Source organism: Amycolatopsis australiensis, assembly GCF_900119165.1.
Classification (GTDB): domain Bacteria; phylum Actinomycetota; class Actinomycetes; order Mycobacteriales; family Pseudonocardiaceae; genus Amycolatopsis; species Amycolatopsis australiensis.
Genome location: NZ_FPJG01000006.1, coordinates 5,569,844 through 5,595,119, shown reverse-complemented (window position 1 = coordinate 5,595,119; position 25,276 = coordinate 5,569,844). Strand labels below are relative to the sequence as shown.

The window sequence follows — 25,276 nt, the reverse complement described above, 5'->3', positions numbered from 1 at the left end:
GCACGTTACCGCGCCCGCGGCCGCCGGCCGTTGACCAGCACGGTGACGGCGAGCAGCAGCAGCCCGCAGCCGGCCTGCTCGATCCGCAGCCACAGCGGGAACAACCCGGGCAAGGCGACGATCACGACGATCGCCACGAGCATCACCGCGGCGACGATCCGCAGCCGCAGCAGGCCTTTCCGCGATCCGCGGGCCGCGCTGCGGGCGAAGGCGAACGTCAGCAGCGAGCTGGCGACGACCAGGGTGGCCCGCACCCAGACCGCGTCGGTCACCATCGCCGGGTCGTTCCGGAACAGGATGATCACGACGAGCGTGAGCACGGACAGCGCCGCGTAGGCGCCGGTGAGCAGCAGCACGGGCCGGAAGGCGCCGCTTCGGGTGGTGGTGTCCATGGCGAAAATGCTCGCCGGGAGCGGGGTTGTCGCGGCAGTGCCGTCGCTCAGCGGCCTGGCATGACTTTTGTCATCGCCCGGTGCTGGGAGAGCGCTCTCACAGCGTGCTACAAAGGACGGGTGACGACGCATCCGCCCCCGGCGCCGCCGACACTGGAGGACGTCGCGCGGGTCGCCGGCGTCTCGCGGGCCACGGTGTCCCGCGTGGTCAACAGTGTGCGCAACGTCGATCCGAAGCTGCGCGAGACGGTCGAGCGGGCCATCGCCGCGACCGGGTACGTGCCGAACCGGGCGGCCCGTTCCCTGGTCACGCGCCGGACGGGCGGCGTGGCGCTGGTGGTGTCGGAGCCGGAACGGCACATCGAAGCGTTCACCGGCGGAGTGTTCGGCGACCCCTTCTTCGGGCGGGTGGTCGAAGGCGTCGTCGCGCACCTGCGCCCGCGGGGCCTGCACCCGCTGCTGATGCTCGTCGACAGCGACGAAGAGCGCGAGAAGCTCGTGCCGAAGCTGCGGCAGGAGCAGGTGAGCGGCGTGCTGCTGATCTCGCTGCACCCGGCGGAGGACCCGCTGCCGCGGATGCTGACCGACGCGGGTGTCCCGACGGCGTTGTTCGCGCGCCCGGCCCGCCCGGCGCCGGTGTGCTACGTCGACGTGGCGCACCAGGACGGCGCCCGGCTGGCGGCAGACCGGCTGGTGGCGCGCGGGTGCCACCGGGTGGCGACGATCGCGGGCCCGGCGGGCACCCCGGCGGGCCAAGACCGGCTGGCCGGCTTCCGCGACGCGATGGCCCGCCACGGCCACGCGTACGTGGCGGTGGCGGAGGGCGACTTCACCGAGCACGGCGGCGAGCGGGCGATGGAGCGGCTGCTGGCGGAGGAGCCGGGGCTGGACGGGCTGTTCGTGGCGAACGACCTGATGGCGTACGGCGCACTGACGATCCTGCGCGAAGCGGGCCGCCGGGTCCCGGAGGACGTGGCGGTGATCGGCTTCGACGACAGCCGCGTGGCACTGAGCTGCCGCCCGAGGCTGACGACGGTCCGCCAGCCGGTGGAGGAGATGGGCGCGGCCATGGCCCGGATGGTGCTGGACCGCATGACCGACCCGGGGCGGCGAGCGGAGTCGGTGATCTTCGACCCGGAGCTGGTGATCCGCGACTCGGCTTGAGGGCCGCGGGTGAGGAGTGCGGCCGCGGGCCGGGGTGGTGAGGCGCGGCAGGGCTGCGGGTGGTGACTGCGAGCCGGGGCGGTGAGGCGCGGGTTGGCTTGCGGGCCGCGGGTGGTGGCCGCGAGTTGGGGTGGTGAGCCGCGGCTTGGCTCGCGGGCCGGGGCAGTGACCCGCGGCTTGGCTGAGGGCGGCCCGGTGGCCCGGCGGCCGAGGCGCTGCGCCGCCGCTCGGCGGGTCTCGAGCCGTGGCGTGCGCCCGCGCCGGTGCGCCCGGCCCGCATCACCACTCCCATGGCCGCGCGGGCAAAGCGCCTGGCCTGTCCGGACAGTTCCGCTCAGCGGTATGGACATCGGCCCGGCTCCTGTGCTCAGATCGAACCGGCTTTTCCAACGTTGTAAAACTGGCTGGGTCCCCACCCGGAACGGAGTTCCGCCCGTGCGGCCGAGAACGATCCTCCCCTTGACGTGCGCGCTGGCCGTCGCCGCGGCGGTGGTCACCGTCGCCGCTCCGGCCGGTGCCGGGCCGGTGCGCCAGACCGTCACCGCCGGCAACGCGCGCTTCCAAGTCCTCTCCCCGACCCTGATCCGCACCGAGTACGCCGGTGACGGCCGGTTCACCGACGCCGCCACCTTCAACGCCGTCGGGCGCGGGTCGTTCACCCCGACGCCGTACACCTCGACGACCGCGAACGGCGTCCTGACCATCCGCACCAGCGCGACGACCCTCACCTACAAGCTCGGCTCCGGGCCGTTCGACGCCGGCAACCTCCGGATCACCACCAGCGCCGGCGCCGCGCCGGTGACCGCGGCGCCGTGGCACCACCTGACCTGCGCGGTCGGCGCGCTCTGCGAGGCCGAAGACCTCACCGCCGACGGGCTCGGCGTCGCCACCGACCACAGCGGCTACACCGGCGAAGGCTTCCTCGCCGGATTCGAAAGCGCCGGCACCTCGGCCACCGCCGACGTCCTCGCCGCCTCGGCCGGCACCTACACCCTGACCGCCCGGTACGCCAACGGCCAGGGCGGCGACGGCCAGCACGTCACCCGCACGCTGAGCGTCTCCGTCGATGGCGGGGCGCCGCAGAAGCTCACGCTTCCCGTGACGGCCGACTGGAACAGCTGGGCCCTCGCCTCGGTTCCGGTCACCCTCGGCGCCGGACGGCACAGCGTCCGCCTGATCCGGACCGCCACCGACTCCGGCAACGTCAACGTCGACGCCCTCGCGGTGCTGACGCCCGGCGCGGCCTTCCCGCCCGCGTCGGCACGTGCGTTCACCGGCTGCGCCCTCGACGTCAGCTGCGAGGCGGAAGCCGGCCTCCGGACCGGCACGGCCGTGGTCGCCACCGACCACGGCGGGTACGCCGGACGCGGGTTCGTCGCCGAGCTCAACCGCGGCTCGTCGCTGACCCACCGGGTCGTCGACGTCCCCGCCGCCGGCACGTACCAGCTCGATGTCCGCTACGCCAACGGCACCGGCGGCGACGGCCGCCACGAGACGCGGACCGCGACCGTCGCCGCGAACGGCGTGACCCGCACGCTCAGCCTCCCCGCCACCGACGGCTGGGACAGCTGGCGGACCACGTCGGTCCCGGTCGACCTGCGGACCGGCACGAACGACGTCGTCCTCGGCTGCCCCGACGACGTCAGCTGCCACGTCAACCTCGACACGCTCGCGGTCACCCGGCCCGGGGCCGCCGCCCCGCAGCCGCACCTGACGCTCGGCGGGTACCGGCGCGGCCTCGACGGCGTCAACGGCGACAACGGCACACCGTCGCTCACCGAAGGGCTGCTGCACTCCGACGGCTGGTACCTGCTCGACGACACCCCCTCGGCCCTCTACGACACGCGGACCGAGGCGGTGACGCAGCGGCCTTCGCACGGCGGTGACGTCTACCAGGACGGCTACGTCTTCGCCTTCGGCCACGACTACAAGGCGGGCCTGCGCGACCTGGCGACCCTGACCGGGCCGTCGGAGCTGCTGCCGCGCTGGGCCTACGGCGTCTGGTACTCCGAGTACATCGACCGCACCGCGGCCGACTACCGCGACACGATCCTGCCGCGGTTCCGCAGCGAAGGCGTGCCGCTGGACGTCCTGGTGACCGACACCGACTTCAAGGCGCCGGACACGTGGAACGGCTGGCAGTTCGACAAGTCGAAGTTCCCCGACCCGGCCGGGTTCTTCGCCTGGTCGCACTCCCAGGGCCTGCACAACACCCTGAACATCCACCCGAGCATCATGGGCTCGGACCCGCAGTTCGCCCGCGCGCAGGCGACCGCGAAGGGCAAGCTGGCCAGGACCTGCGGCGACGACTGCTACGTCTTCGACTGGGGTGACCCCGATCAGCTCAAGGCGTACCTGGAGCTGCACGGCGAGATGATGAGCCAGGGCAACGACTTCTGGTGGCTGGACTGGTGCTGTGACGGCTCGAAGTCGAGCCTGCCGGGCGTGACCCCGGACTCGTGGATCAACCAGAAGTACGCGGACCTGTCCGCGCCGGCGATCGAGCGCGGCTTCGTGACGTCGCGGGCGTACGGCTCGCTGCAGGCCGGCGGGTACGGCGGTCCGGTCGGCCTGTCGACCGGGCCGTGGGCCGACAAGCGCAGCTCGGTCCACTTCACCGGCGACACGTCGTCGACGTGGGGCACGCTGCGGATGGAGGTCGGGATCACGCCGGCCGAGTCGGCCGCGACGGGCCTGTCGCCGATCAGCCACGACATCGGCGGCCACAACGACACGACCGGCCTGCGCGGCAGCGAGACCTACACTTCGGGCGGCCAGCAGCGCCAGACGTTCAAGCTGCCGGACGATCTGTACGCGCGGTGGGTCCAGCTCGGCGCGTTCCAGCCGATCGACCGGCTGCACAGCAACCACAGCGACCGGCTGCCGTGGCAGTACGGCGACGCGGCGAAGGCGTCGGCGACGAAGTTCCTGAACCTGCGGGAAAACCTCGTGCCCTACACCTACACGCTGGCGCAGCAGGCCGCGACGACCGGTGTCCCGGTGGTGCGTCCGACGTACGTCGAGTACCCGGACGAGCCCGCCGCCTACGCCGCGGCGAACAGCGAGTACTTCTACGGGCCGGACCTGCTGGTGGCGCCGGTGACGTCGCCGGGGACGTCGGCGACCACGTCGGTCTGGTTCCCGCCGGGCCAGTGGACGGACTACTTCACCGGCAAGACCTACGCGGGCGGGACCACGCAGCAGGTCACGACCGACCTGTCCGGCATGCCGGTGTTCGTCCGTGCGGGCGGCATCACGGTGACGCGGACGGCGGACGTCGCCAACGACGTCCAGAACCCGCTGAACCGGGCGACGGTGACGGTCGCGCCGGGCGCGTCCGGCGCGTTCAGCCTGTACGAAGACGACGGCAAGTCCGCCGCCCACAGCTCGGCCACGCGGATCACCTACTCCGAGCGGCCCGGCGCGCACACCGTGACGGTGGCGCCCGCGCAGGGCGGCTTCCGGGACCAGGTGACCGCGCGCGAGTGGACGGTCAAGTTCCTGGGCGTGACGTCGGCGCCGCGGGGCGTGCGGATCGGCAACGGCTGGGCGCCGTCGGGTGCGTGGCAGTGGGACGCCACGACGCACACCCTGACGGTGACCACCCACGGCGGGCGGGGCCCGGTGACGGTGACCTACTGATCCCGCGCTGAAACACCGTGAATGCCCCAGCCGCGGACACTTGGTCCTCGGCTGGGGCATTCACGGCTTTCCGGGTCAGGCGGCGGTCGCCAGTGCTTGCTGCTGGCGGGTGGCTTCGGCCGCGGCTTCCCGGGCCAGTCCGCGGGTTTCCGCGTCGGCGCCGGAGGTCTGCTCGCCGCCGGCCAGCACCACCAGCTGCGCCGCGTGGGCCCGCAGCAGCGCCACGAGCCGCCGGTCGAACTCCGGGCCGTCGCCGGTCCGCAACGCCACCAGGTCGGCCGGCGTCACCATGCCCGGCATTCGGTGTCCACTGTGGACCTCGGTCGCCGGGAGCCCGGCCCGGTCGCGGGCCGCCTTCAGCCGGACGAGCAGCCGCTCCGAAGGCGCAACGATCGAACCCGCGGCGGCACGCACCGACGCGCTCGCGGCGTGGTCCGGTGCCAGGCGGGCCGCCGCCAGCGCGTTCTCCGTCATCGGCACGACCAGCTGCAGCCAGGCGATGTCGGTCGGGTCGAACGACGACGCGGGACCGGGCGCGGGGACGGTGGTGGCGCATCCGCCCATGGTCAGCGCCACCACCGCCCCGAGGAACAGCCGTCTCACGGACGGCCGGGCAGCCGGTAGTTCGGGCCGAGCACGCCGCCGCGGTCCGGCTTGTACAGGTCGAAGCCGCGCGGGTCGCACTGCAGGCCGCCGTTGATGCAGTGCGTCACCAGCGCCGCCAGGGTCTCCGGGTCCCACGCGTTGAAGAAGTCGTAGTGCCACGAATACCCGCGCCCGCTGGCCAGGTGCACGCCGGACATGTCGCCGCTGACCGGGAACGCCATCTTGAACTCGAGCATCGGCACCGGCACCGGGTGGTCGGCCGGGCAGACGAGCGTCGCCCGGTCCGGGTACGCCATGTGGCTCTTGTGGTCGGCCGAGTCGAGGTGGACGCCGTCCCAGCAGCTCGGCGCCTGGTAGCGGATGTTGAGCTGGCTGCCGTCGGCGCAGTGCACCGGGATGTCCCAGTTGTGGAAGCTGTCGCCGCATTCCCAGCCCTCGATCGCGCCGGGCGCGTGCTGGAACTCGTCCTGCGTCGCCGTGACGCTCCCGGCGACGTACCGCAGGCCGGGCGGGAACGGCACGACCTTCGTGTAGTCGAGGATGCCGGACTTGTAGTACACGACCTGCGCGAAGTTCGGCAGCACCACCTGGTTCCCGTTGTAGACCGTCGGGAACCAGTACGCGGACAGGTCGTCCGGCGCCAGGCACGTCGTGTTGCCGACGCCCGCGGCCTGCAGCGACTGCAGCGTGGTCGTCGCGTCGGTGGTCTTGTTGCCGAGGAACGTGTGGTCGTGCGACGCGCCGGGCAGGCCCGGGAAGACGATCGGGTCGTCCGGCCGGTGGTGGCTGGGGGAGCAGTTGACCTGGAACTCGTGGTGGGTCACCAGGTCGTCGGCCCCGGCGGGCGACCAGGTGGCCGCGGTCAGGAAGGCGCCTGCCAGCACGGTGGCGGCGGTGCAGGCGAGGAGCGCGGCTTTCGTTGCCAATGGTCCTCCACGGTGAGGGTGCCAAGGATGGGAGAGCGCTCTCCCAGAGCATGCGCACCGCGGTGCCGCCGTGTCAAGGAGCGGCCGGACAGTCCTTGTCGGGTTGCGGCCCGGGCCTTGACAACGCGGGCCGTGGTGCCGAACCATCGGTCGCGCCGGAGAGCGCTCTCCGATCTCCGTCCCCTGGCCGTACGGGAGTCATCGTGGACCGACCGTCGCTTCTCCGTGCCGTCCCGGCGTTCGTGGCCCTGCTGCTGCTGGGCCTGCTCGCCGCCCCGTCCCCGGCGCACGCCGCGACCGTGCTTTCGCAGGGCAGACCGGCGACCGCGTCGAGCACCGAAGGCGCGGGCACGCCGGCGTCGGCGGCGGTCGACGGCGACCCCGGCACCCGCTGGGCGAGCGCGTGGAGCGACCCGCAGTGGCTGCAGGTCGACCTCGGCGCGCCCGCCGACATCAGCCAGGTCACGCTGAACTGGGAAGCCGCGTACGCGACCGCCTACGAAATCCAGGTCTCGGACAACGCCTCGTCGTGGCAGACCGTCTACAGCACGACGACCGCCGCCGGCGGTGTCCAGACCCTCTCCGTCACGGGCCACGGCCGGTACGTGCGGCTCTACGGCACCCACCGCGTCGGCGGTTACGGCTACTCGCTGTGGGAGTTCCAGGTCAGCGGCACACCCGCGGCCCAGGGCGGTCCGGGCGCCACGCGCGTGACCGGCACCCAGGGGAACTGGCAGCTGACGGTCGACGGGCAGCCGTGGACCGTCAAGGGACTCACGTGGGGCCCGCCGGTGGGCGAGGCCGCCGCGCGGATGCCGGAGCTGCACGCGATCGGCGTCAACACCGTCCGCACCTGGGGCACCGACGGCACCACCCAGCCGCTCCTCGACGCCGCCGCGGCGAACGGCATCAAGGTGGTCAACGGTTTCTGGCTGCAACCCGGCGGCGGCCCGGGCAGCGGCGGCTGCGTCGACTACACCACCGACACGAACTACAAGACCACGGTGCTCGGCGAGATCCAGAAGTGGGTCACCGCCTACCGGGCACACCCCGGCGTGCTGATGTGGAACGTCGGCAACGAGTCGATCCTGGGCATGCAGAACTGCTACTCCGGCACGCAGCTCGAGCAGGAGCGGATCGCCTACACGCGCTTCGTCGAGCAGGCCGCCCAGGCGATCCACGCCATCGACGCCGGCCACCCGGTCACCTCGACCGACGCGTGGACCGGCGCCTGGCCGTACTACAAGGCGTACGCGCCGAGCCTGGACCTGTACTCCGTCAACTCCTACGCCCACGTCTGCCAGGTGAAGCAGGACTGGCTCGCGGGCGGCTACACGAAGCCCTACATCATCACCGAGACCGGCCCGGCAGGCGAATGGGAGGTGCCGGCCGACGCGAACGGCGTCCCGGCGGAGCCGACCGACCAGCAGAAGCGCGACGGCTACGTCAACGCGTGGAACTGCGTACTGGCCCATCCGGGCGTGGCGCTCGGCGCGACCCTGTTCCACTACGGCACCGAAGGCGACTTCGGCGGCGTCTGGTTCAACATCACCACCGGCAACGAGAAGCGGCTGTCGTGGTACGCCGTCCGCAAGCTCTACAGTGGACAGACGGGCGGCAACACGCCGCCGGTGATCTCGTCGATGGACCTCAGCCGCGTGACCGACGTCCCGGCCGGCTCGACGTTCACCGTGACCGCCCGGGTGTCCGATCCGGACGGTGACCCGGTCACCTACACCATGGGCTACAACAGCAAGTACATCGACAACGCGTCGGGGCTGATTCCGGCGCAGTTCACCGGGACCGGCCCGTTCACGGTGACGGCACCGCAGCAGCTGGGCGTGTGGAAGCTCTACCTCTACGCCCGGGACGGCCACGGCAACGTCGGCATCGAGACGCGGTCGCTGCGCGTGGTCGCCCCGCCGGTGCCGGGCACGAACCTGGCCCGCGGCGCGGCGACCACGGCGTCGACCTACCAGGCCGACGGTCCCGGCGCGCCCTACCCGCCCCAGGCCGCCACCGACGGCGACACCGCGACGCGCTGGGCGAGCGCGTGGGCCGATCCGCAGTGGCTGCAGGTCGACCTGGGCGGCAGGCAGGCGTTCGACCACGTCCAGCTGGTCTGGGAGGCCGCGTTCGGCAAGGCCTACGAGATCCAGGTGAGCGACGACGCGGCGAACTGGCGCCCGGTGTACTCGACGACGTCCGGTGACGGCGGCGCCGACGACCTCGCCGTCACGGCGACGGCCCGGTACGTGCGGCTGTACGCGACCCAGCGCGGCACCGGGTACGGCTACTCGCTGTACGAGTTCGGCGTCTACCGGACCTGACGGCTCAGCCCGGGATGAGGCAGAAGAGGTGGCCTTCCGGGTCGGCGAGCACGACCCAGCCGGTGCCACCGGGCTGGAAGCCCGGCTTGGTGGCACCGAGCGCCTCGAACTCCCGCACGGCGCGGTCGAGATCGGTGACGCGGAGGTCGAGGTGGGCGTGCTTGGCGTCGTCCGGCCAGCCGGGGCCGCGGTAGCCGGCGACGCGCTGGAAGCCCAGGTTGCCGAGCTGGACGGTGTCTTCGTCCTGGTAGGTCACTTCACGGCCGAGTGCCTTGGCGTAGAAGGCGGCGAGCGCGGCCGGGTCGGCGCAGTCGAGGACGATGGTGGTGAGTTCCGCGGGCATTTCCCGACTCCTTTCGGTCGCGGCCGAGCCTGCCCGCCGGCCGGGGCCGCGGTCTTGAAGATCCTTGCCGAAACTGTCGTACCCCCGGCGTAGGTTGCGGTTCGTGCGTGAGGCAGTGGAAGTCGCGGCCCGGCCGGGGTACGCGCTGAGCGTGGTCAAGTGCGCGGACGAGCACACCGGCTGGTCGCCGCCCGAGGTGGCCGACGGCCACCGGATGGTGCTCGTCCGCCGGGGCCGGTTCCGCCGCCGCGTCCGCGGTGAGGTGGCCGACGCCGACCCGACACTGGCGTACCTGGCTTCGCCGGGCGACGAAGAACGGTTCGCGCACCCGGCGGGCGGAGACGTCTGCACGTCGGTCACGTTCGGCGCGGCGAGGTGGCGGCAGCTGGCGGGCGACCGGGTGACACGCTCGACGGTGTACGTCGACGGAGTGCTGGACCTGGCCCATCGCCGGGCGGTGGCGGCGATCGGCGACCCGGACTACGCGCTGGCGGAGGAGTTGCTCACGCTGGTGGGCCGCGCGATCACCCAGGCGGCCGAGGAGCCGGCACCGGTCTCGGCCCCATCCGCCGACGGCGCGCTGGTGGCCCGCGCCCGCGAGGCGATCGCCGAGGACGTTCCGGCGGCGGCGGGTCTGTTCCCGCTGGCGGATTCGCTGGGGGTTTCGCCGTATCGGCTGAGCCGGGCGTTTCCGCGGGAACTGGGGGTGTCGCTGACGCGGTATCGCAACCGGGTCCGCGTCGGGCGCGCCTTGGACAGGTTGGAGGCGGGGGAGCGGGGGTTGGCGACGCTGGCGGCCGAGCTGGGGTTCGCGGATCAGGCGCACCTGACGCGCACGGTCCGGGAGCACACCGGCAGGACACCGGCGGTCCTGCGCCGCCTCCTGGCCGGGTGAAGCCCACCGGAGCAGCCACCGGACCGCGCTCCGAGCGGGGCGGCGCGGCGGCGGAAGGGCTGGGCGCGTGGCCACCCCCAGCGACCACGTGACGTACCCCGCGGGCCGCTGCGCCACCCCGGGCCCGGTGTCCAGTTTTCGAAACACCGAACAGGGGTATCGTAGTCTTCACGGCACAGGCTGTGTCAAGTTTTCGCAACAGCTAGGCTGACGGTTGTCACGTTTCCTGGCTGAAGGTGGTGTGTGGTGAGCGAAGAGCGCAGTTTCGCCGAACGGCTGGCGCACCTGATCGCGACCGTGCACCCGCCCGACCGCAAGCCGTACTCCTACCGGGAGATCGCGCACGGCGTCGCCGAGCAGACCGGCGTCACGATGTCGGCCACGCACGTCCAGCAGCTCGCCGTCGGTGCGCGCAAGGACCCCAAGCGCTCGCACATCCAGGCGCTCGCGCAGTTCTTCGGCGTGCCCGTCACCTACTTCTTCGACGACGAGGTCGCCGAGCGGATCGACCAGCAGGTGGAGGACGTCATCGCGTGGCGTGACAGCGAAGCGCGCCACCTCGCGCAACGCGCCATGCGGCTCTCGCCGAGGGACCGCGAGACCGTCACCGCGCTGCTCGACCAGCTGGCCGGCTACGACGAGAACCGGCGTCGCGAGGGACGGCGGCGGAAGCCGGAGTGACGGCCTCCGGTCGGCTACGATGACCTCGTCCGTGATCGCGCCCCGGTGCACCCGGCTGGCGCCCGGTGAGCGGGGAGGACCCATCGACGAGCGCGACCTGCGAGCCGGTGCCCGGGAGCGGGTGCGGGCCGTGCTCGCCGCCGTCCCGATGCCCCGGCCGTGGTCGATGAACGCCTGGGTCGACGCCCTCGAAGCCTGGCGGGGCCGCGAGATCGACCTCGTCCCGGTCGAGTACCGGCCCGGCCGCCCGTCGGGGGCCTGGCAGGCCCGCCCGGACTACGACCTCATCGCCTACGTCGAGCACACGTCGGCGCTGCACCAGGACCACATCATCGCCCACGAGCTGGCCCACATGCTCTGCGCGCACACCGGCACGTGCCGGATCGCGGAGCCGGACGCGGCGCGGCTCGCGCCCGATCTGGCGCCGCAGGCGTTGTCGCACCTGCTCACGCGCGTCACCACCGGCAGCGACGAGTACGAGGCCGAGCTGATCGCCGTGCTGCTGATGAGCGCCGCGACGAGCGAACCGCCCGCCGTCCAGCCGGGCGCGTACGGCCGGGCGGCCGACCAGGCTAGGCGGCTGGCGGCACTCCTGGGATAGTGCCGTCCCGTGATCGACGTTCTGTTCCTCGGGGTCGGGGTCTTCGCGCTGGCGGTCGGGATCTGGCGCGTCGTCCGGGCGCGGCGCACCGGCGCGGGCGCCGGCCTGGCCGTCTCGCTCATCGCGTTGGGGGCGGCGTTCTGCTTCCTGGCCAATCGCGCGCAGCTGGTCGAGAGCGAGATCTACCCGAGCCTGGGACGGCTGCTGTCGAACCTCGCGACGATGGTCGCGGCCTACGGGATCGGGCTGACGGTCGCGGAGATCAGCGGCACCCGCGACCGCGGGCGGCGCACCCGGCTGGTGGCGCTCGCGGTGGCGCTCGCGCTGCTGACCGTCATGTTCTTCGGCACGCGGGGGCTGCCGCGCGGCGTCGGCGTGTTCGACGAGCTGTACCGCACGCACCCGACGCTGGTGGTCTACGTCTTCGTCTACACCGCCTACCTCGGGTTCGCCGTGCTCGACATCGGCGTGGTGGCGGCGGTGACGATCCGCGCGAGCGGCGGCGCGCTGCGGGCCGGCCTCGCGGTGCTGCTGCTGGCGTCGGCGTTCGCGGTCGCCTACCTCGCCGGGAAGGTCGTCGCGACGATCCGGGCGCTGCAGTCCGACCATCCGGTGCAGGCGTTGTGCCGCGGGCCGTTCTCGACGCTGCCGTGCGCGCTCGACGTCGGTTTCCCGGCCGTTTCGGTGCTGCTGATCGTCGTGGGGTTGACGATCCCGGCGATCCCGGGACTGGCGGCGGCGCGCCGGGACGCGAAGACGCTGCGCCTGCTGCGGCCCCTCCGCGAGCACCTGACGCGGCGGTTCCCGGACATCGTCCGCATCGACCCGGGCGGATCGTCCCGCCGCGAGCGGCTGCTGACGGCGATGAGCGAAACCAACGACGGCCTGATCCTGGCCGGGGTGACACCGGGCCTCCCGGCGCGCGCGGCCGCGAGGCTGGTGCGCGACCTTCCGGACGAGCCGGGCGAGACGGAACCGCCGGCCGCGGCGGCGGAGCCGTTCGCCGCGGACGTGGCCCGGCTGCGGGCGATCGCCCGCGCCTACCGCAAGCTGGACAACGCGACGGCGGACGAGGTCAGCCCGCAGGCCGGGTGACGTGGTGCCCGGCAGTGCGATCGCGGGCGAGGATTCCACCCGGCGCTGCCCGGTGGATCGCAAGAAACAGCGGTGCGCGGGCCGTCCAGCCGGCCGCAGTACCTCACCCGCCCAGCGGCGCTTCCAGCCGGGACTCCCAGCCACGTTCCGTCAACGCCACCAGCCGCAGCGTGTCGGCGCGGTCGGTCAGCGGCAGCAGTGGCCGGACCTCGGCGGCCACCCGCTCGAGCGTCTGCTCGTCACCGCCCATCGCGACCGTGACGTGTGCCGGGGGGCGTGGGCCGAACCGGCCGCCGTACGGGGGCACCTCCGGCCAGCGGGCGCACACCGCGTCCGTGACCCGCTGCAGCGACGGGGCCGGGATCGCCGCGAATCCGGGCGCCGTCGTGAACTCCGTGAGGCGCACTTCGGCCGGTGGCGTCCGCGCGGCCAGGGCGCGGACGTCCGCCAGCACCTCGTCGGTCAGCGCCGCGTCCGGCAGGAACGGGTACAGCGCCGTCACGTGCGCGGGCAGGCCGGGGCGGACCAGGGCGGGGTCGACCCGCCGGGCCGCGGCCAGCACCGGTTCGGCGGCGGGCAGCAGGATCACCAGCGCGGTGGTTCCGGGTGAGGGCACCTCCGCATCATGGCAGTCAGGCGGCGGCGCGCTCCGGGAACCGGCCCGAGCGGGCCAGGGCGAGGCTGCGCCGGCACAGCTCGACGAGTTCCCGGTTCGCGCGGCTGCGCGGGCTCTTGCCGCACAGCCCGCAGTGGATGGTCACCTCGCCGGTCAGTTCGTCCACCGCGACCAGCGCCTGGTGGTCGCAGCTGCGGCACCAGCGGTAGCCGATCGCCGGGTTGGCGTGCACCGGGGACGACACGCAGTCGTGCAGCCAGCGCCGGTGCGTCCGGCAGGTGACGCGGCCGGTCGGGTCGAGCCGTCCGGCCTCTTCGGCGCGGTCTTCGGTGGCCAGCGTCGAAGCCAGCAGCGGCTGGCGCGCCGCGGCGGGCCGGTCCTGCGGGTTCGGGGCGGCCCACGCGTGGTGGTCGCCGCATCGGCACTTCTCGGTCATGTCGTCCCCAGTCGTCGGGTGCTGCGAAGGCTTCGAGTGTGAGCCGCGCGACAGAACGGGGACAACCGGGAAAACGCTCAGTTTCGGCGGACGGGCCGGGGCCGGCGGCGGGCGGACGAGCGGACTTCGGCGCCGCGGTATGCGAACATATGTTCTATGACCGACGAGGGGCCCATCCTGCACGCCGACCTCGACTCCTTCTACGCGTCGGTGGAGCAGCGCGACGATCCGGCGCTGAAAGGACGTCCGGTGATCGTCGGCGGCGGCGTCGTGCTGGCCGCGAGTTACGAGGCCAAGGCCTGTGGCGTGCGGACCGCGATGGGGGGCGCGCAGGCCCGGCGGCTGTGCCCGGACGCGGTCGTCGTGCCGCCGCGGATGTCGGCGTATTCGGCCGCGAGCAAGGCCGTGTTCGAGATCTTCCACGACACCACGCCGTGGGTGGAGGGCCTCTCGATCGACGAAGCGTTCCTCGACGTCGGCGGGCTGGCCAGGATCGGCGGGCGGCCGAGCCGGATCGCCGAACGGCTCCGGGCGGCCGTCGCCGAGCGCGCCGGCCTGCCGATCACGGTAGGGGTTGCGCGGACGAAGTTCCTCGCGAAGGTCGCCAGCCGGGTCGCCAAGCCGGACGGCCTGCTGGTCGTCCCGCACGACGCGGAGCTGGAGTTCCTGCATCCGCTGCCGGTCGAGGCCCTGTGGGGCGTCGGCAAGGTCACCGCCGAGAAGCTGCGCGCCCGGGGGATCGGGACGGTGGGCCAGCTGGCGGCGTCGGAGCACGTGGACCTGGTCGGCATGCTGGGCCGGGCGGCCGGCGGCCAGCTGCACGCCCTGGCGCACAACCGGGACCCGCGCCGCGTCGAGGTCGGCCGGCGGCGCCGGTCGATCGGCGCCCAGCGGGCGCTCGGGCGCCGCCGGCGAACCCCGGCCGAGCTGGACGTGGTGCTGGTGGCGCTCATCGACCGGATCGCGCGCCGGCTGCGCGCGGCCCGCCGGGTCTGCCGGACGGTGACGATCCGCCTGCGGTTCGCCGACTTCGCCCGGGTCACGCGCTCGCACACGCTGAACGAGCCGACCGCGGGCACGGGCGTGCTGCTCGCCGCGGCGCGGGAGCTGCTCGCGGCCGCGGTGCCGATGATCGCCGACCGCGGGCTGACGCTGCTCGGCGCCGCGCTGTCGAACCTGGCCGACGAGGATCCGTTCCAGCTGTCGCTGCCGTTCGAGCGGCAGCGGGCGAGCGAGCTGGACACGGCGCTGGACGCGGTGCGCGACCGGTTCGGGAAGGCGGCGGTCACCCGGGCGGTGCTGCTGGGCCGGCCGGACGACTTCGAAGTGCCGCTGCTGCCCGACTGACGGCTCATTTCCCCGGTGCGGGAACGCGGGCGTGGACCAGTGCGGAAAGCGCGGCGGGCCGCAGCGCGTCCGTGCGGTTCCACAGCCGGGGAGCCACGCTCTCGCGTTGCCCGGCTTGTTCGACGACTTCGAAGCCGGCGGCCCGCAGGAGGCCGGCCATGGCCGCGGGGGAGAGGAACGTGTGCCACGGCTCACCCTGCTGCGCGGCCAGCGGCGCGACGGCTTCGGCGTAGCCGTTTCCCGCCGCGTCCCGCAGTTCCTCCGGAAGCAGGTGATCGGTCACGATTTCCGATCCGGGGGCGAAAGCGCCGAGATCCGTCAATGTGGCGAGAATCGCCTTCCGCGTCAGGTACATGGTGACGCCGAGCCAGCTGACGAACACGCGGCGGAACGGGTCGAGTCCACTCTGGACCAGCCGTTCCCGGAGCGGGCCGGCTTCGAAGTCGGCCGGGACGAAGGTGACGGAAGCGGGCACGGCGATCCCGGCGCGGTCGAGCAGTTCCCGTTTGGCGTCCTGGGTGGCCGGCCGGTCGACCTCGAACACCCGGATTCGGCGGGATGCGGCGCGATACGCGAACGAATCGAGCCCGGCGCCGAGAATCACATACTGGTCTATACCGGAATTGGCGCGGGTGAGCCGGTCTTCGGTGAACCGGCTGCGGCACACCGCTTGGAGGCGGGCGCCGGCCAGGACGGGATGGGTGCCGTGGAGGCGGTGGTACGCCAGGAGTTCCTCGGCGTGCGGGCCCAGCAGCGGCGCGGCGAGGGTGTCGGCGAAGATGCTCGGCTCGGCGTCGACGAGCAAATGTGCCGCCCGCGCGGCGGCCGCGGTGAAGGCCGTGCGGCTGACGCGGGGAGCAATACCGGGAAAGTCGGCTGTGGTCATGCGGACACGGTACCGATTCGATTTCAAGCATATCACAAAAACAAATTATCGGCAAGATGACGCGCATTCCGGCTCGGTTGCGGTCACCCTGGAGGACGGCGACGTGGTCGTCCGGGCGGCCATTGTGGACGCTTGCCGGGTGTCGCGCGTGCCGGACGTGATTCGACAGGTTAGGGTCTGTCCGACCGTGTTCTGGAGAAGATGAGGAACGACGAACCATGGCGCAACGGGTGCACGTCGAGATGGTGGACGACCTCGACGGGAGTGAGGCTTCGCAGACCGTCCCCTTCAGCCTCGACGGGGTGACGTACGAGATCGACCTGTCCGAGGCGAACGCCGCCGCGCTCCGGGACGAGCTCGCCCGCTACGTCGCCGCCGCGCGGCGGATCGGCGGCCGCAAGGTGCGCCTGGCGACGGGCCAGTCGCTGTCGGGCTCGTCGAGCTCGAGCACGGACCGCGAGCGCAACCGCCAGATCCGCGAGTGGGCGCAGGCGAACGGCTACGAGGTGGCCGAGCGAGGCCGCCTGTCGAGCGAGATCATCGCGGGCTTCGAAGCGGACCAGGCGGCGTCGGCCGGACAGGCCGAGGCCAAGCCGGCGCGCAAGCGCGCTTCCCGCAAGAAGGCCTGACGCGCCGGAACCGGTTGCTGATCGACAAGGTCGGCGGCCATGGGCCTGCACCGGTTCGGGCCGACGGTGGAAGGCCAGGCCGTGTCCGGATAATGGCCGGAGACTTCCGGCAGCGAGCTTCCCCCGCGCGGGCTGGCGCCGGTGTAATGCTGCGCGGTTTCCGGGCAACGGCCGGAGTTTTCCCGCAGTGAGCCCTGTATCGCTCGGCGATTCCCTTGCCTGTGTGGGATTTTCCACCACCGCGGTCCTTTCGGGATCGCGCATTTCCCGGCCGGGCACGCTTGTCGGCGGTCGCCGTGATGGCCAGACTGTCAGTGCTCCGGCGCGGCCGGTACCGCGCCGGAGCACGGCCCGGTGGCCGCCTCCTCCCTCGATGGCCACCGGGCCGCCTTCGCCTCCGCCTCCCGCCACCGGTGGACAATTCGCCGTCACGGGCGCACACTCGGACTACTTCATACTGCATACAATCTTCAGTAAGTCTGAGGAGGCGGTCGCGATGTCCGAGGTCCGCGAGCTGCGCGACGTCTACGGACGGCGGTACCGCGTCGGCGAGTCCGACCGGGAGCTGCTCGGCCGTCCGCGGGCGTGGGTCACCTGGCTGGCCGCCGCCGCGATGCTCGCCGCCGGGGTACAGCAGTACGGCTTCGGCGCTCTCGTCCCCGCGCTGAGCCGGACGCCGGGGTGGACCTTCGGCGGCGTCGTCCTGTCGCTCGCCGTCTGGGCCCTCTGCCAGGCCGGTACCGCGTTCCCGGCCGCGTGGCTGCGCGAACGCCGCCTGCTGCCGGCGCCCGCCGCGATGGCCGCCGGTGCCGTCCTCTGCGCCGCCGGGCTGGTGACGCTCGGCCACGCGAGCAGCCTGCTCACCGTCTTCCTCGGCTACTCCGTGCTCGGCGGCCTCGGCACCGGCCTGGTCTACGCGACCTGCGTCGGCGCGGTGCTCGCGTGGTTCCCCGACCGGACTGCGGCCACCACGGGCATCGTGAGCGGCGCCTTCGCCTACGGGAGCGTTCCCTTCGTCGTGCTCGCCGCCGGCCTCCCGGCCGCGCGGCCGGTGCTGCTGGACGTCACCGCCGCCGTCGTGCTCGTCGTGCTCGCCGCGTGCGCCGCCCTGCTGCGGTACCCGCCGCGCCACTGGTGGCCGGCGACGCCCGAGCCGCGCACGTGGGCGCTGGACAAGGCGCACAACCGGCGTCCCGCGCTCCGCCACTACCGGCCGGCCGAGCTGCTGCGCTGCCGGACGACCCTCGCGCTGTACCTCGTCGTCGTGCTCACGGCCGCCGTCCTGCTGTTCGACCTCGCCTACCTCGCGACGTTCGCCGCCGGGCGCAGCGGTCCTGGGCTCGCCGCGGCCGCGCTGGCGCTGCTCGCCGCGGCGACCGGCAGTGGCCGCGTCCTCGTCGGACGGCTCGCCGACCGGCTCGGCCGGCCCCGGATCCTGCGGTCCGCGCTGCTCGCGGGCGGCGTCGCGCAGTTCGTCCTCTTCTTCTCGGGCGAACACCGCCAGGCCGTGGGCCTGCTGCTCGGCGGCACGCTGGCCGGGCTCGGGAACGGCTGCTGCTACACGCTGCTGGTCGGCCTGGTGCGCGAGTACTTCGGCGAGGAATCGGCGGCGCAGAACTTCGGCGTCCTGTACTCGGCCAAGGCCGCCGGCGCGGCGGTCGGGATCGGGCTGGCCGCCCTCGTCGTGACGTCGCACGGGTTCCTCGGCGCCTTCGCCGCGGCGGGGGTGCTGAGCCTGGCCGCCGCGGTGCTGTCCGGGCGGCTGACCCAGCCGGGCCGGCCCGAGTCGCTGCTGCCGGCGGCGTGACGATGGGGCGGACGACCAGCCGCGCCGGGTGCTGCGCGTCCACGACGGCGGGCACACCATCCGGCCGGACACGCTCACCGTCGAAGAACCCGTCGAAATCCGGGTGGCCGGGAAACCGCTCTCGATCACGATGCGGACCCCGGGCCACGATTTCGACCTCGCCGCCGGCTTCCTGGCCGGCGAGGGCGTCGTGCGGACGGCGCCGGACATCCGCTCGATCCGCTACTGCGCGGGCGCGACGGCCGACGGCGGCAGCACCTTCAACGTTCTCGACGTCGTGCTGGCTCCCGGTGTCGCGCCGCCGGACGCGTCCGTGGACGCAACTTCTACACGACGTCGTCCTGCGGCCTCTGCGGCAAGGCGAGCCTCGACGCGGTGCGCACGACGGTGCCGTGGCCGGTCGCCGCCGACCCGTTCGGCACCGACGTGCCGACCCTCGCGCGCCTGCCCGGCGAACTTCGCGCGGCGCAACGCGTCTTCGACCGCACGGGTGGCCTGCACGCGGCGGGCGTGTTCGATGCCGATGGCAAGCTGCTGTGCCTGCGCGAGGACGTCGGGCGGCACAACGCGGTGGACAAGGTGGTCGGCTGGGCGGCCAGGGAAGGCAGGCTGCCGCTGTCGGGGACGGTGCTGATGGTCAGCGGCCGGGCGTCGTTCGAGCTGGTGCAGAAGGCGGCGATGGCGGGAATCCCGGTGCTGGCGGCGGTTTCCGCGCCGTCGTCGCTGGCGGTGGACCTGGCCGCGGAGCTGGGGCTGACGCTGGTGGGGTTCCTGCGCGGCACGTCGATGAACGTCTACACCCGACCGGACCGGTTGGGCTTTCAGCGCAGCTGAGCCAGAAAGGCGGCGACGGCGGGATCGCCCCGGTGCACGGCGGCGACCCGCCACGGCGACGGCCGCTCGAACCGCCGCACGGTGAGATCGGCGAACCGGGCGGCGGCGGACTCGGGAAGAACACAGGCGGCGAGCCCGGCACGCACGATCCCGCCGGCGACGCCGAGGTCGTCGACCTCCAGGCCAACCTCGCGACAGGGGAAGGCGCGGTCGACGGCTTCGCGGACGGCCCAGCCGGGAGGGAAGTCGACGAGGGAGAGCCCGGCGAGGTCGGCGGGCGCGGAACGGCTGCCACCCGGGGCGGTGACCAGGACGAGTTCTTCGGCGAGGACCTGGGTGGCGAAACCGTCCGCGCCCGGCGTGTCACCGGCCACCGCCGCCAGCGCGACGTCCACAACGGACTCCGCTACCGCATCCTCCGCCTTGGCCGCCGCCACCTGCCGCACCTGCACCCCCAGCCCCGGATGGACGTGCCGCAGCGTCGCCAGGACCCGCGGCAGGTCCAGCAGCAGCCCCGGGCACACGCCGACCCGCACGCGGCCGCCGACCGGCGCCACCGCTGCCCGGGCGCGCTCCGCCGCCGCCAGCGCCGCCCGTGCGGCCGGCACGAACGCTTCGCCCGCCGGGGTCAGCACCACCCGGTGCGTCGTCCGGTGGAACAGCGGTGTTCCCAGGTCGCGCTCCAAGGCGCGTACCACCGTCGACACCGTCGACTGCACCGTCCGCAGCCGCTGGGCCGCCGCCGTGAAGCCGCCTTCCTCCGCGACCGCCACCACCACCGCCAGCTGGCGCAGCTCCATCAGCCGAGCACTTCGCGGACCAGTGCCGCGGTCTCGCTCGGCGTCCGCCCCACCCGGATTCCCGCCGCTTCCAGCGCTTCCTTCTTCGCCGCCGCCGTGCCCGACGAGCCGGAGACGATCGCGCCCGCGTGGCCCATCGTCTTGCCTTCGGGGGCTGTGAAGCCGGCGACGTACCCGACGACCGGCTTCGACACGTTCGCGTGGACGAACTCCGCCGCCCGCTCCTCCGCGTCGCCGCCGATTTCGCCGATCAGCACGATCAGATCCGTCTCCGGGTCCTTCTCGAACGCCTCCACCGCGTCGATGTGCGTCGTGCCGACGATCGGGTCGCCGCCGATCCCGACGCACGTCGAGAACCCGATGTCGCGCAGCTCGTGCATGAGCTGGTAGGTCAGCGTGCCCGACTTCGACACGAGGCCGATCCGTCCCGGGCCGGTGATGCCGTCCGGGATGATCCCGGCGTTCGACCGGCCGGGGGAGGCGATGCCCGGGCAGTTCGGCCCGACGATCCGCGTCCGCCCGCCCGCGGCGACGGCGTGCGCCCACAGCCGCGCGGTGTCGTGCACGGGGACGCCTTCGGTGATGACCACCGCGAGCCCGAGCCCGGCGTCGACCGCCTCGATCACCGCGCCGGCGACGAACGGCGGCGGCACGAAGAACACGCCGACGTCGGCGCCGGCCGACGCCATCGACTCCGCGACGCTGCCGAACACCGGCACCGACACCGGACCGATGTCCACCCGCTGCCCGGCCTTGCGCGGGTTGACGCCGCCGACGACGTTCGTGCCCGCCGCCAGCATCCGCCGCGCGTGCTTGGCGCCTTCGGCGCCGGTGATGCCGGAGACGACGATCCGGCTGTTCTCGTCCAGGAAGATGGCCACGGTTCAGCCCTCCGCGATCGCGAGCTTCGCCGCCTCGCGGGCGGCGTCGTCCATGGTGGCCACCACGGTGACCAGCGGGTGGGCGGCTTCGGCGAGGATCCGCCTGCCCGCGGTGACGTTGTTCCCGGCCAGCCGGACCACCAGGGGCTTGGTGGCGCGCGAGCCGAGGATCTCGAGCGAGCGCACGATCCCGGTCGCCACCGCGTCGCAGGCGGTGATGCCGCCGAAGACGTTGACGAACACGCTGCGGACCCGGGGGTCGCCGAGGATGACGGTCAGCCCGTCGGCCATCACCCCGGCCGACGCGCCGCCGCCGATGTCGAGGAAGTTCGCCGGCCCGCGTGCGCCCGCTTCCCGTGCGGCCGCCGCCACGACGTCCAAACTGGACATGACAAGGCCGGCGCCGTTGCCGATCACGCCGATGTCGCCGTCCAGCTTGACGTAGTTGAGGCCGTTCGCCCGCGCCTGGCGCTCCAGCGGATCGCCCGCCAGCGGGTCGTCGTAAGCGGACGAGCGACGGAAGGACGCGTTGTCGTCCAGAGTGATCTTGCCGTCGAGCGCGACGATCCCGGTGGACGTGCTCGCGAGCGGATTGACTTCGACGAGCGTGCAGTCCTCCGCGACGAACACCTCCCACAGCTTCTCGACGACGGCTGCCACTTCCGCCCGGACGTCGGCCGGGAACGGCGCGGCGACCGCGGCCGCGTCGACGCCGGCCAGCGGATCCACCGGCACCCGGACCAGTGCGTCCGGCCGGGACGCCGCCACCTCCTCGATCTCCATCCCGCCTTCGGTCGAGGCCATGGCCAGGAACGTGCGGGCGGCGCGGTCGAGCAGGAAGGAGACGTAGTACTCGCCGGCGATCTCACTCGCCTCGGTCACCAGGACGCGGTGCACGGTGTGGCCCTTGATGCTCATCCCGAGGATGTCGTCGGCGACCTGTTCGGCATCGTCGGCGCTGTGGGCGACGCGCACCCCGCCGGCCTTCCCGCGGCCGCCGGTCTTCACCTGCGCCTTGACCACCACCGGACCGCCCAGCGCCGCCGCGGCGGCCCGCGCCGCGGCCGGATCCTCGGCGACCCGGCCGCGGGGGACGGGTACGCCGTGCTTCTCGAAGAGTTCGCGGGCTTCGTGTTCGAAGAGGTCCATGCGAGGCGTCCTTTCCGCGGCGCAAAGGGCGTGGGGTGACGGTCCGCCGGCCCGGCTTCGCGTGCCGGAAAAAGCCTGCGGACGACCCTGGACACGGGCTGCTCGAAGAGCGACTATATGCCTACCCCATACGGTATGCAATCTACAGTCTGCCGCGCTGAGGCCGCTGACCTCGGGGAAAACGCGACACGGAACGCCGGACGAGAGTTCCGGCGGCGGACCAGAGGAGTTGAGCATGGCGCTGACCACGACCGGCACCACCGCGAGGGAGAGTGCCGCGGCGACGAACGGCGCCGAGCCCGCGCCGGCCGGAATCTCCGGCGGCCACCTGGTGGCCAAGGCGTTGAAGGCCGAAGGGGTCGACACGATCTTCACCCTCTGCGGCGGCCACATCATCGACATCTACGACGGCTGCGTCGACGAGGGCATCGAGATCATCGACGTCCGGCACGAACAGGTCGCGGCGCACGCGGCCGACGGCTACGCGCGGATCACCGGCAAGCCCGGCTGCGCGGTCGTCACCGCCGGGCCGGGCACGACCGACGCGGTCACCGGGGTGGCGAACGCGCTGCGCGCGGAGAGCCCGATGCTGCTGATCGGCGGCCAAGGTGCGCTGACACAGCACAAGATGGGGTCCCTGCAGGACCTCCCGCACGTGGACATGATGACGCCGATCACCAAGTTCGCGGCCACCGTCCCGCACACCGCCCGCGTCGCCGACCTCGTCTCGATGGCCTTCCGCGAGGCCTACGCCGGCGCGCCCGGGCCGTCGTTCCTGGAGATCCCGCGCGACGTCCTCGACGCCCGCGTGCCGCCGGACCAGGCCAGGATCCCGGCAGCCGGCCGCTACCGGGCGTCCACGAAGAACGCGGGCGACCCGGCCGACGTCGAGAAGCTCGCGGACCTGCTGGTGCACGCGAAGAAGCCGGCCATCCTGCTCGGCAGCCAGGTTTGGACCACACGCGCCACCGAGCCCGCCGCCGACCTCGTGCGCACCCTCAACATCCCGGCGTACATGAACGGCGCCGGCCGCGGCACGCTGCCGCCGGGCGACCCGCACCACTTCCAGCTCTCACGCCGCTACGCCTTCGACAACGCCGACGTCATCGTCATCGTCGGCACGCCGTTCGACTTCCGGATGGGCTACGGCAAGCGCCTGTCGAAGGACGCCACCGTGGTCCAGATCGACCTCGACTACCGCACGGTCGGCAAGAACCGCGACATCGACCTGGGCATCGTCGGCGACGCCGGCCAGGTCCTCGCCGCCGTCGCCCAGGCCGCCTCCGGCCGCACCGACAACGGTGCCGTCGCCCGCAAGACGTGGCTCGAGGAGCTCCAGGCGGTGGAGGAGAAGGCGAAGCGGAAGCGGCTGCCGCTGCAGCACTCCGACGCGAGCCCGATCCACCCGTACCGGCTGGTCCACGAGATCAACGAGTTCCTCACCGAGGACTCGATCTACATCGGCGACGGCGGCGACATCGTCACCTTCTCCGGCCAGGTGGTCCAGCCCAAGTCGCCCGGACACTGGATGGACCCGGGTCCGCTCGGGACCCTCGGCGTCGGCATCCCGTTCGTCCTGGCGGCCAAGCACGCCCGCCCGGACAAGGAGGTCGTCGCGCTCTTCGGCGACGGCGCCTTCAGCCTCACCGGCTGGGACTTCGAGACGCTCGTGCGGTTCGACCTGCCGTTCGTCGGGATCGTCGGCAACAACTCGTCGATGAACCAGATCCGCTACGGCCAAGCCGCGAAGTACGGCCTGCCGCGCGAACGCGTCGGCAACACCCTCGGCGACGTCCGGTACGACGAGTTCGCGCGGATGCTTGGCGGCTACGGCGAAGAGGTCCGCGACCCGGCCGGCATCGGGCCGGCACTGCTGCGGGCGCGCGAGTCCGGCAAGCCGTCGCTGATCAACGTCTGGGTCGATCCCGACGTGTACGCCCCCGGAACCATGAACCAGACCATGTACAAGTGAGCGGAGGCCAAGGCATGGGCAAGGCACTGGAGGGCGTCCGCGTCCTCGACATGACGCACGTGCAGTCCGGTCCGTCGTCGACGCAGCTGCTGGCCTGGCTCGGCGCGGACGTGATCAAGCTGGAGACGCCCGGGCGGGGTGACATCACCCGCGGGCAGCTCCGGGACCTGCCCGGCGTGGACAGCCTCTACTTCACGATGCTGAACGCCAACAAGCGCAGCATCACGCTCAACATGAAGAGCGACGAAGGCAAGGAAGTCTTCGAGAAGCTCGTGTCCGGTGTGGACGTTCTCGTGGAGAACTTCGGCCCGGGTGTCGTCGACCGGTTCGGCTACCCCTGGGAGAAGCTGGCGGCACTCAACCCGCGCCTGATCTACGCCTCCATCAAGGGGTTCGGGCCCGGCCGGTACGCGAACTTCAAGGCCTACGAGGTGATCGCGCAGGCGATGGGCGGCGCGATGAGCACCACCGGGTTCGAGGACGGCCCGCCGACCGCGACCGGCGCGCAGATCGGCGACTCCGGCACCGGCATCCACCTGGTGGCCGCGATCCTCGCCGCGCTGTACCAGCGGACCTCCACCGGCCGCGGTCAGCGCGTCCAGGTCGCCATGCAGGACGCCGTGCTCAACCTGTGCCGGGTCAAGCTGCGCGACCAGCAGCGGCTGGCGCACGGCCCGCTGGGGGAGTACCCGAACGACCACTTCGGCGAAGAAGTGCCGCGCTCGGGCAACGCCTCCGGCGGCGGGCAGCCCGGCTGGGCGGTCAAGTGCGCGCCCGGGGGGCCGAACGACTACATCTACGTGATCATCCAGCCACCCGGCTGGGCGCCGCTCACGCAGCTGATCGGCAAGCCGGAGCTGGCCGACGACCCTGCGTGGGCCACCCCGGAGGTGCGCTTGTCCAAACTGGACAAAGCGTTCGCGCTCGTCGAGGAGTGGACCGAGAAGCACACCAAGTGGGAGGTGATGGAGCAGCTCAACGCCCGCAACATCCCCTGCGGCCCGATCCTGTCCACCAAGGAGCTGATCGAGGACGGGACCCTCGCCGAGCTGGGCTCGGTCGTCGAGGTCCCGCACCCCGAGCGCGGCACGTTCAAGACCGTCGGCTGCCCGCTCAAGCTGTCCGACTCGCCGGTCGAGATCGAGCGGTCGCCGCTGCTGGGCGAGCACAACGACGAGGTGCTGGCCGAACTCGGCTACAGCGAGGCCGACCTCGAGAAGTTCCGCGCGGCGGGGGTGATCTGA

General features: G+C 72.7%; 22 protein-coding genes and 1 pseudogene. 13 read left to right on the top strand and 10 right to left on the bottom strand.

Annotated features, from left to right (window positions below; translation table 11 throughout):
* Window positions 1–5: 5 nt before the first annotated feature.
* Entirely contained in the window at window positions 6–392 is a 387-nt protein-coding gene (locus BT341_RS27485; protein ID WP_072479029.1) for a hypothetical protein, read from the bottom strand.
* A 120-nt stretch (window positions 393–512) separates the two neighbouring features.
* Between BT341_RS27485 and BT341_RS27480 the strand changes: the two genes are divergently transcribed.
* On the top strand, window positions 513–1,556 hold the full coding sequence (locus BT341_RS27480; RefSeq protein ID WP_072479028.1) for a LacI family DNA-binding transcriptional regulator: 1,044 nt from the start codon (window positions 513–515) through the stop codon (window positions 1,554–1,556).
* Between the two features lie 435 nt (window positions 1,557–1,991).
* The gene (locus tag BT341_RS27475; RefSeq protein WP_072479027.1) at window positions 1,992–5,198 is read left to right on the top strand and encodes a TIM-barrel domain-containing protein; all 3,207 of its coding nucleotides are present in this window, start codon (window positions 1,992–1,994) and stop codon (window positions 5,196–5,198) included.
* A gap of 75 nt (window positions 5,199–5,273) precedes the next feature.
* Here BT341_RS27475 and BT341_RS27470 read toward each other — a convergent pair whose 3' ends face one another.
* Both BT341_RS27470 and BT341_RS27465 read right to left on the bottom strand, forming a co-directional pair.
* On the bottom strand, window positions 5,274–5,801 hold the full coding sequence (locus BT341_RS27470) for a DUF305 domain-containing protein (RefSeq protein ID WP_072479026.1): 528 nt from the start codon (window positions 5,799–5,801) through the stop codon (window positions 5,274–5,276).
* A complete protein-coding gene (locus BT341_RS27465) occupies window positions 5,798–6,730 on the bottom strand; it encodes a DUF1996 domain-containing protein (protein WP_072479025.1) in 933 nt (310 codons plus the stop codon). The genes BT341_RS27470 and BT341_RS27465 overlap by 4 nt, the downstream gene beginning before the upstream one ends.
* 203 nt (window positions 6,731–6,933) lie before the next feature.
* Here BT341_RS27465 and BT341_RS27460 point away from each other — a divergent pair, with 203 nt between their 5' ends.
* Complete coding sequence (locus BT341_RS27460; protein ID WP_072479024.1) at window positions 6,934–9,060, top strand: discoidin domain-containing protein; 2,127 nt, start codon at window positions 6,934–6,936, stop codon at window positions 9,058–9,060.
* A 4-nt stretch (window positions 9,061–9,064) separates the two neighbouring features.
* Here the strand turns inward: BT341_RS27460 and BT341_RS27455 are convergent, their stop codons facing one another.
* Window positions 9,065–9,403 carry a VOC family protein gene (locus BT341_RS27455; RefSeq protein WP_072479023.1) on the bottom strand — a complete coding sequence of 113 codons (339 nt, stop codon included), beginning with the start codon at window positions 9,401–9,403 and terminating at the stop codon, window positions 9,065–9,067.
* A 73-nt stretch (window positions 9,404–9,476) separates the two neighbouring features.
* Here BT341_RS27455 and BT341_RS27450 point away from each other — a divergent pair, with 73 nt between their 5' ends.
* The 4 genes from BT341_RS27450 (at window position 9,477) to BT341_RS27435 (ending at window position 12,675) form a co-directional block, all read left to right on the top strand.
* On the top strand, window positions 9,477–10,298 hold the full coding sequence (locus BT341_RS27450; RefSeq protein ID WP_072482205.1) for a helix-turn-helix transcriptional regulator: 822 nt from the start codon (window positions 9,477–9,479) through the stop codon (window positions 10,296–10,298).
* 246 nt (window positions 10,299–10,544) lie between these two features.
* On the top strand, window positions 10,545–10,979 hold the full coding sequence (locus BT341_RS27445; RefSeq protein ID WP_143168654.1) for an XRE family transcriptional regulator: 435 nt from the start codon (window positions 10,545–10,547) through the stop codon (window positions 10,977–10,979).
* A gap of 19 nt (window positions 10,980–10,998) precedes the next feature.
* Window positions 10,999–11,580, top strand: a complete 582-nt coding sequence (locus tag BT341_RS27440; protein WP_072479021.1) for a hypothetical protein — start codon at window positions 10,999–11,001, stop codon at window positions 11,578–11,580.
* Between the two features lie 9 nt (window positions 11,581–11,589).
* Window positions 11,590–12,675, top strand: a complete 1,086-nt coding sequence (locus BT341_RS27435; RefSeq protein ID WP_072479020.1) for a hypothetical protein — start codon at window positions 11,590–11,592, stop codon at window positions 12,673–12,675.
* Between the two features lie 103 nt (window positions 12,676–12,778).
* Here the strand turns inward: BT341_RS27435 and BT341_RS27430 are convergent, their stop codons facing one another.
* Both BT341_RS27430 and BT341_RS27425 read right to left on the bottom strand, forming a co-directional pair.
* Window positions 12,779–13,291 carry a 2'-5' RNA ligase family protein gene (locus BT341_RS27430; protein WP_245805119.1) on the bottom strand — a complete coding sequence of 171 codons (513 nt, stop codon included), beginning with the start codon at window positions 13,289–13,291 and terminating at the stop codon, window positions 12,779–12,781.
* Between the two features lie 16 nt (window positions 13,292–13,307).
* Window positions 13,308–13,727, bottom strand: coding sequence for a hypothetical protein (locus tag BT341_RS27425; RefSeq protein ID WP_072479019.1), 420 nt, complete (start codon window positions 13,725–13,727; stop codon window positions 13,308–13,310).
* Between the two features lie 156 nt (window positions 13,728–13,883).
* Between BT341_RS27425 and dinB the strand changes: the two genes are divergently transcribed.
* The gene (gene dinB, locus BT341_RS27420) at window positions 13,884–15,074 is read left to right on the top strand and encodes a DNA polymerase IV (RefSeq protein ID WP_072479018.1); all 1,191 of its coding nucleotides are present in this window, start codon (window positions 13,884–13,886) and stop codon (window positions 15,072–15,074) included.
* 4 nt (window positions 15,075–15,078) lie between these two features.
* On the opposite strand, the gene BT341_RS27415 is transcribed toward dinB, so the two are convergent.
* Complete coding sequence (locus BT341_RS27415; RefSeq protein ID WP_084743008.1) at window positions 15,079–15,960, bottom strand: class I SAM-dependent methyltransferase; 882 nt, start codon at window positions 15,958–15,960, stop codon at window positions 15,079–15,081.
* A gap of 218 nt (window positions 15,961–16,178) precedes the next feature.
* Between BT341_RS27415 and BT341_RS27410 the strand changes: the two genes are divergently transcribed.
* From BT341_RS27410 to fdhD, 3 genes and pseudogenes are all read left to right on the top strand, one after another.
* Entirely contained in the window at window positions 16,179–16,589 is a 411-nt protein-coding gene (locus BT341_RS27410) for a histone-like nucleoid-structuring protein Lsr2 (protein ID WP_072479017.1), read from the top strand.
* Between the two features lie 496 nt (window positions 16,590–17,085).
* Window positions 17,086–18,396, top strand: a complete 1,311-nt coding sequence (locus BT341_RS27405; protein WP_072479016.1) for an OFA family MFS transporter — start codon at window positions 17,086–17,088, stop codon at window positions 18,394–18,396.
* A gap of 2 nt (window positions 18,397–18,398) precedes the next feature.
* Window positions 18,399–19,230: pseudogene (gene fdhD / locus BT341_RS27400) on the top strand (formate dehydrogenase accessory sulfurtransferase FdhD).
* Here fdhD and BT341_RS27395 read toward each other — a convergent pair.
* Genes BT341_RS27395 through sucC form a run of 3 tightly spaced genes read right to left on the bottom strand, consistent with a single transcriptional unit; the run spans window position 19,218 to window position 22,297 of the window.
* Window positions 19,218–20,030, bottom strand: a complete 813-nt coding sequence (locus BT341_RS27395; protein ID WP_072479015.1) for a LysR family transcriptional regulator — start codon at window positions 20,028–20,030, stop codon at window positions 19,218–19,220. The pseudogene fdhD and the gene BT341_RS27395 sit on opposite strands and share 13 nt — an antisense overlap.
* Window positions 20,030–20,911 carry a succinate--CoA ligase subunit alpha gene (gene sucD, locus BT341_RS27390; protein ID WP_072479014.1) on the bottom strand — a complete coding sequence of 294 codons (882 nt, stop codon included), beginning with the start codon at window positions 20,909–20,911 and terminating at the stop codon, window positions 20,030–20,032. Before sucD ends, BT341_RS27395 begins: the two co-directional genes overlap by 1 nt.
* 3 nt (window positions 20,912–20,914) lie before the next feature.
* On the bottom strand, window positions 20,915–22,297 hold the full coding sequence (sucC, locus tag BT341_RS27385; protein WP_281256038.1) for an ADP-forming succinate--CoA ligase subunit beta: 1,383 nt from the start codon (window positions 22,295–22,297) through the stop codon (window positions 20,915–20,917).
* Here sucC and BT341_RS27380 point away from each other — a divergent pair.
* Both BT341_RS27380 and frc read left to right on the top strand, forming a co-directional pair.
* Window positions 22,296–24,032 carry a thiamine pyrophosphate-binding protein gene (locus tag BT341_RS27380; RefSeq protein WP_218177779.1) on the top strand — a complete coding sequence of 579 codons (1,737 nt, stop codon included), beginning with the start codon at window positions 22,296–22,298 and terminating at the stop codon, window positions 24,030–24,032. The genes sucC and BT341_RS27380 overlap by 2 nt on opposite strands.
* Window positions 24,033–24,046: 14 nt before the next feature.
* Entirely contained in the window at window positions 24,047–25,276 is a 1,230-nt protein-coding gene (gene frc, locus BT341_RS27375; protein ID WP_072479012.1) for a formyl-CoA transferase, read from the top strand.